This window comes from Limnofasciculus baicalensis BBK-W-15, assembly GCF_024178385.1.
In the GTDB taxonomy this organism is placed as follows: domain Bacteria; phylum Cyanobacteriota; class Cyanobacteriia; order Cyanobacteriales; family Coleofasciculaceae; genus Limnofasciculus; species Limnofasciculus baicalensis.
Map to the genome: position 1 here is coordinate 1 of NZ_JAMZMM010000359.1, position 6,251 is coordinate 6,251.

Annotated in this window: 2 protein-coding genes; one reads left to right on the forward strand and one right to left on the reverse strand. The window is 42.2% G+C overall.

Annotation, left to right across the window (positions count from 1 at the left end; translation table 11 throughout):
• Window positions 1-227: 227 nt before the first annotated feature.
• Window positions 228-4,511 carry a two-partner secretion domain-containing protein gene (locus NJ959_RS24355; protein ID WP_254014340.1) on the reverse strand — a complete coding sequence of 1,428 codons (4,284 nt, stop codon included), beginning with the start codon at window positions 4,509-4,511 and terminating at the stop codon, window positions 228-230.
• Between the two features lie 339 nt (window positions 4,512-4,850).
• Between NJ959_RS24355 and metK the strand changes: the two genes are divergently transcribed.
• Window positions 4,851-6,110: a methionine adenosyltransferase gene (gene metK, locus NJ959_RS24360; RefSeq protein ID WP_254014341.1), complete on the forward strand. Its 1,260-nt coding sequence runs from the start codon at window positions 4,851-4,853 to the stop codon at window positions 6,108-6,110.
• Window positions 6,111-6,251: the final 141 nt, after the last annotated feature.

Sequence of the window (6,251 nt, forward strand, 5' to 3'; positions counted from 1 at the left end):
CTGACTTAAGCTATTAGACAGTGGTTTGAACCACTGTCGGGTTATCGCCACTACTACTAAAATTCTAATTCAGTCAGTTTTAACTGACTTAAGCTATTAGACAGTGGTTTGAACCACTGTCGGGTTATCGCCACTACTGCAAATTATCATTTTTCATGGACTTAATCTATTAGTTGGAGAATAAATTATCTCACAAATAATCACTTCAAACAACATTAAATTTACAGTTAACGCCCCCCACGATAACCACAACCAAACCGAAAATAAGAACCACCATCAGGTATAAAACTAGGTGGATTAGCCACAAGTTCCACCACCTCCCCTCGCTCATTAGTCACCCATCCTTGCACCTCCACAATCTGGCGAATTTCCCTCATTGAACTAACATTATTCTCACTAGAAATAGAACGCGAATCCCGCCAACCCGGATTACTATTAAGCGCATCGCTAGGATGAGGAGGTTTACCACCGCGCCCAGTATTAACAAATTCTACAGGAGTTTTCGCCGTACCAGGTTGACAAACTTCCGATACTTCAGGTGGTTGCGGTAATTGCTCTTCTTGTAACTCGGTACTCGGACTAATATCTGGCAAATTAATCTCCACCACCCCATCAAAACCAAATTCCGAACTAGCAGTAATATCACTAAAAATAGTCAACTCCGGGCGAAATTGCAGTCCATAAATACCCTCACCTGTAATTCCCACTCTCCCGCCATTCCCGAAGTAAGCATTCGCGGCAATATCGCTATTTTCTCCGGAAATACCGATAATAAATGGAGTGTTAATCGTAATATTACCCCCATTTCCACCTCCTGGTGCTTTACCCGCAGTGGCAGATATCAAACTGTTATGGCGCATTAGCAAATATTCCTGAACTTTGAGGGTAATATTGCCACCTTCACCAGATGCGGTTTCCGCGATAATTTGTCCCCGATTATTCAAAAAAATCCGGTTAGCTGTAATTTCGATATTGCCTGCATCACCAACTCCTTCACCTCTGACAACAGGCGGAATCTCGAAGAAAGGACTAGGAGAATTTTGGTTAATATTTTTTAAACCATCCAAAAGAGCATTAGTTCTATCTAAAAGATTCCCTTCACCTGTTCGCTGTGGCTGACTGCTGACTGATACCCTAGCCGAATCTCGAACTGTTAATACTGGGGTTTCAATCCGCAAGTTTCCAGCTTTTCCAGTATCAAAAGATGCGGCATAAATCCCACTGCGAATTCTTTGATCTTGAGAAGTTCCGCTTAGTTCTATATATTCTAAAGCATTGAGATTAAGATTTCCCCCTTCACCTTTCCCAAAAGTAGAACCAGAAAACGTTCCTCCATCTCTAGCAATGATCCGATTGGAGTTAATCGACATATTTCCTGTCTTTCCTGTACCAATCGTATCTACAGAAAAGCCACTGGGAATTACCAGATTTGCTGAAGTTCCTATCAGTTCTATCAATTCAGTATTCGCAATAATATTTCCTCCTTTCCCTGTGCTACCAGGGGCAGTACTCGCCACTACCGCCGCCCCATTCAAAACAGTTAAGCTAGGCGTATCAATTATTATATCTCCAGCATCTCCTGCACCTAGAGTTAAACTAAATAGAGTAGTAGGAATGGAAGTTTCGGGATCTGTTCCACTCAATAATACCGAATTTGCAGCAGTCACTTTCAGAGTTCCTCCCCCTCCATTCGGATCTTTAGAATTAGTGGAAATTGATACTGTTGAGCCATCTTGGACAATCAACTGTCCCGTATCAACATTTATGTTTCCAGTTGGTTGAGAACCTCGATTATCAGAAAATAATCCACTACTTCCGCTTAATACCACAGATTCTGATGCGGTGACATTTATATTTCCGGCTTTGCCATTCTCCAAGCCTTGGGTGATTACTGTGCTATTGTTGGTTAAGTAAACTGACCTACTAGTCAGATTAATATCACTACTTTTCCCGGAAATTGTACTGTTGAATATTTGGCTGTCGTCAAGATAAATATCTGATTCTGCTATTAGACTTATCTTCCCACTTGCGCCTGAGTTGGAACTGTTAAAAATTTGGCTATTTGTCAGTCTGATAGAAGCATCACTCTCGATCGATATATTACCCCCTAATGTGTCACCAAAAGAGCTGATATTACCCAAATCAATGTTATTAGCAGCGTTAATACTAATAGTTCCTCCATTACCAGAAGGCAAGCTAGCATTGATAGTACCTGCTGTAGTGTTAATCGTCCCACCACTATTGAGGCTAATCTTTCCCCCCTGAGAAGTAATTGAGCCAGTCATATTAATATCATTTCTAGCCGATAAAATTACTGGTCCACCTGGAGTAAAAATGTTCCCGGCTGCAATTGTTCCTCCTGATGGAATATCAATGGAAGTGAAATTAGGTATAGTTGATGGGGTAGGTGTTGGCGTTGGCGGTATGGGAGATGAGGGAGATGAAACCCCTAAAAGAGAAACTTTTATATTATCTAATCCCCAACGCTCAAATGCAGAAGTTGTTGGAGAATTTTCTAGTCCAGACGCAGAAAAGTTGAGTTTCAGAGAACTATCTGAATGGGGAAATGTAAAGTTGAAATTGTAGACTGAATCTGCTCCTGTTTTGATTGAAACTGAAACTGATCGTGGACATAAAAAACAGCTAATAGGAATGGGAATTGTGTTTTGGTACTGATATCCAAGTGAATTGTCTGGTCGATCAGCACCTGTCCTTGCTGAACTAGGGTTATTCGGATATGACTGCTGTGTAACCAGTAAGGGAGTTAGTAAGCTATCGATAAAGTTAAAGACTTGTCTGGGAAGATTACTGCGAAGATCATTGCGCGTTTGACTCAAACTATTTGCATCATGATTGCTAAAAGTTGTTTGTAATAATGGTGTGGAATTTCCAGCAACACTCAACTTCCACGTCTCTGGTTTCAATGACAGGATGGGATTATTACCATTGCCATTACCATCCCATAATCCAATAATAAATAGATCAAAAGACACCATAGCTTCTTTGTGGGGGTTAAGGTTTGGTAGTGTAAAACTGACAGTATCATTCACAAACTCTCCCAAAAACTTTTCACCACTCGGAGTTATATCAATTGAATTATTTGACCATTCCGAACCTACTTTAGTTGGATCTTCAAAATTATTATCATAAACCGCGATCGCAGATGGAGGAGTTGGAGGCTGTGGCGGCGTTGGTGGAGTTGGTGGAGTTGGTATATTTATTGGCGTTGGTGGATTTTCCAACTTATCCACCCCAGCACGTAAAATTAACGCTGGAGAACTTCTCAAAATAGCAATATCTGGATCGGAGCCAGGTGTTAAAATAGTATCCGATCCAGTAATAGTAATATTTCCCGTAGTAATACTTCCTTTCGCCTCTATCTTCAGCGCCACCCCCGTATAATCTCCCAAAATCACATCTCCTTCTGAACTGATAATGGGGTCATATAAACTAACAAAATTACCCGGTTGTCCTAATAAATTACTAATTAAGAAATTACCACCACTGGCAAAATGAGCATCCCCAGAAATAATTCCATCACTAACTAAACTGAGATTACCTCCACTTTGAAAAGGTGTTCCTGGATGATTCAGTGCTAAAATATCAATGCCCTGATTTCCCTGAATATACAAATTCCCACCAGCATCAGCCAAAAACGGTTTTTGCAAGCTATCTCGCACCCTTACTGTATTCCCTGCCAACAGGATTAAATCACCTCCTGTCTGTAACTGACTCTCCTCCAAAATTAAATTATTACTAGCCAATAAAATAGCTGAAAGTCCTGATAAATCCTGTATCTGAACATCCCCATTCACCGCTGCTACCCTAACTTCTCCAGCAGGTGTTGCTAATTTCCCTAAACTGTTAACTCTTCCACCCACTAAAGTTAAATCTCCTCCCACTTGCAGATTTCCCCCATTGCTAATTGCTGCGGGTGGCTTTCCTCCAAATTGCAATCCTATCGGCACATTAACAGTCAAAAGTGGCGGAACTTCCGGATTAGTAGCACTAAACTCCAACCCATTATCAAAAATGAAACTATCCGCCGTACTCGCCACAAACGAACCCCGAACATCCAATTGAGCATTCTCACCAAAAATAATCCCATTCGGATTAAGCAAAAATAAATTCCCATTACCCAAAACACCAAGTGTACCCAAAATCTGAGAAAAATCAGCACCAGTCACCCGACTGAAAATATTTTCCACCCCACTAGGATTACCAAAATAAACCCTTTCCCCCTCCCCAACATTAAATTCACTGAAACTGTGGAATAAAGCACTACCCCGCAGCGCCCCACCTTCAATCAAATCCCCAGGTAAACCCTTAATATTAATATCATGTGTCACCACCGAAGCTTCCCCACCTAAAGTACCATCAGGTGTAATTTGAGCTAAGGCGCAGTGGCTATAAAATGTCAAAAGCGAAGCAATCCCCCAGGAAATTACTTCGCTTTTTGCTAATATTTTTTTACAGAATATCCAGCTACAAAGCCACTGATTTTTACTCATTCCCAATACTACCAAACTCATCTCAAATCAACCAACTCTAGCCACAGCATACAGTTCGATCGGTTTGATCGCTACTGTAAATTTCCAAAATTACTTTTTAAACAAAAATTACCCTCCTTTGCGGGGATTTGCCATCGCCAAGGGAGTAAACCCGCCCCAGCCTATCCCTAAGATAACCTAAACTGCTCTAGCGAAACCTGTAAATGTTGCTATGATGGCTGGTTACAGTCAACCGGAGTAAGCAACCCCGCTCTAAAGAGACTGAGTTTCCAGCATCGGAGATTTTCTATGACTGGAAACCTCATCGCTATCCATTTACTCGTCAAGGAGAATCTAACCTTGTCCCGTCGCTACCTATTTACCTCCGAATCCGTCACAGAAGGTCATCCTGATAAAGTCTGCGATCAAATTTCTGATACCATCTTAGATGCGATCCTGACTCATGATGACCACGGCCGTGTTGCCGCCGAAGTAGTAGTTAATACTGGCTTAGTCCTAATTACTGGAGAAATCACCTCTAAAGCCCATGTCAATTTTGTTGATATTGCCCGGAAGAAAATAGCGGAAATTGGTTACACCGACGCTGATAACGGCTTTTCCGCTAATAGTTGCGCCGTTTTAGTCGCTTTAGACGAACAATCTCCTGATATTTCCCAAGGTGTCACTGCCGCCCAAGAAAGTCGGGAAGAAATGAGCGATGATGAATTAGATAAAATTGGTGCAGGTGACCAAGGTTTGATGTTCGGCTATGCCTGTAACGAAACACCCGAACTTATGCCCATGCCTATTAGTCTAGCCCATCGACTAGCTCGCCGTCTAGCAGCAGTGCGGAAATCTGGAGAGTTAACTTATCTTCGTCCGGATGGCAAAACTCAAGTTACTGTTATCTACGAAGATGGCAAACCTGTAGGGATTGATACGATTTTAATTTCTACCCAACACGATGCCACCATTGGTGAGATTACCACTGAAACTGGTGTTCAAGCCAAAATTAAAGCAGACCTTTGGGTAGCAGTAGTTGAACCTTGTTTTGCAGATCTTCAGGTTAAACCTGATGCAGAAACTCGCTTTCTTGTCAACCCCACAGGTAAATTTGTGATTGGCGGTCCTCAAGGTGATGCGGGTTTAACAGGTCGTAAAATTATTATCGATACCTACGGCGGTTATTCTCGTCACGGTGGCGGTGCTTTCTCTGGCAAAGACCCCACCAAAGTAGATCGTTCTGCTGCTTACGCTTGTCGCTATGCTGCTAAAAATATTGTAGCAGCCGGGTTAGCAGAAAAGTGTGAAGTACAACTTAGTTACGCCATTGGTGTAGCTCGACCTGTCAGTATTATGGTGGAAACATTTGGTACTGGTAAAGTAGCAGAAGAAGAATTGCTGGAATTAGTCCAAAAGCATTTTGAACTTCGTCCCGCTGGTATTATCCAAGCCTTCCATCTCCGTCAGTTACCCAAATTACGCGGTGGGCGCTTCTATCAAGATGTTGCCGCTTACGGTCATTTTGGGCGGACTGATTTGGATTTACCATGGGAACAAACTGATAAAGCTGAGTTGTTGAAACAAGCTTTAAAACAGCCTGTTGCTGCTGCGAGATAAGTAGGTAAATACTAATATCTTGTGCCAATGTCAATAAGTCGAAAAACCTAACCCCCCAGCCCCCTCTCTTCTTAGGGAAGGGGGAGGCGGAAATCTTGCTCCCCTCTCTTCTTAGGGAAGGGGGAGGCGGAAATCTTGCTC

Bases quoted from the DNA above. Each gene is read 5' to 3' on its own strand.
- NJ959_RS24355 (WP_254014340.1), bottom strand. From the start codon at position 4,511: ATGAGTAAAAATCAGTGGCTTTGTAGCTGGATATTCTGTAAAAAAATA.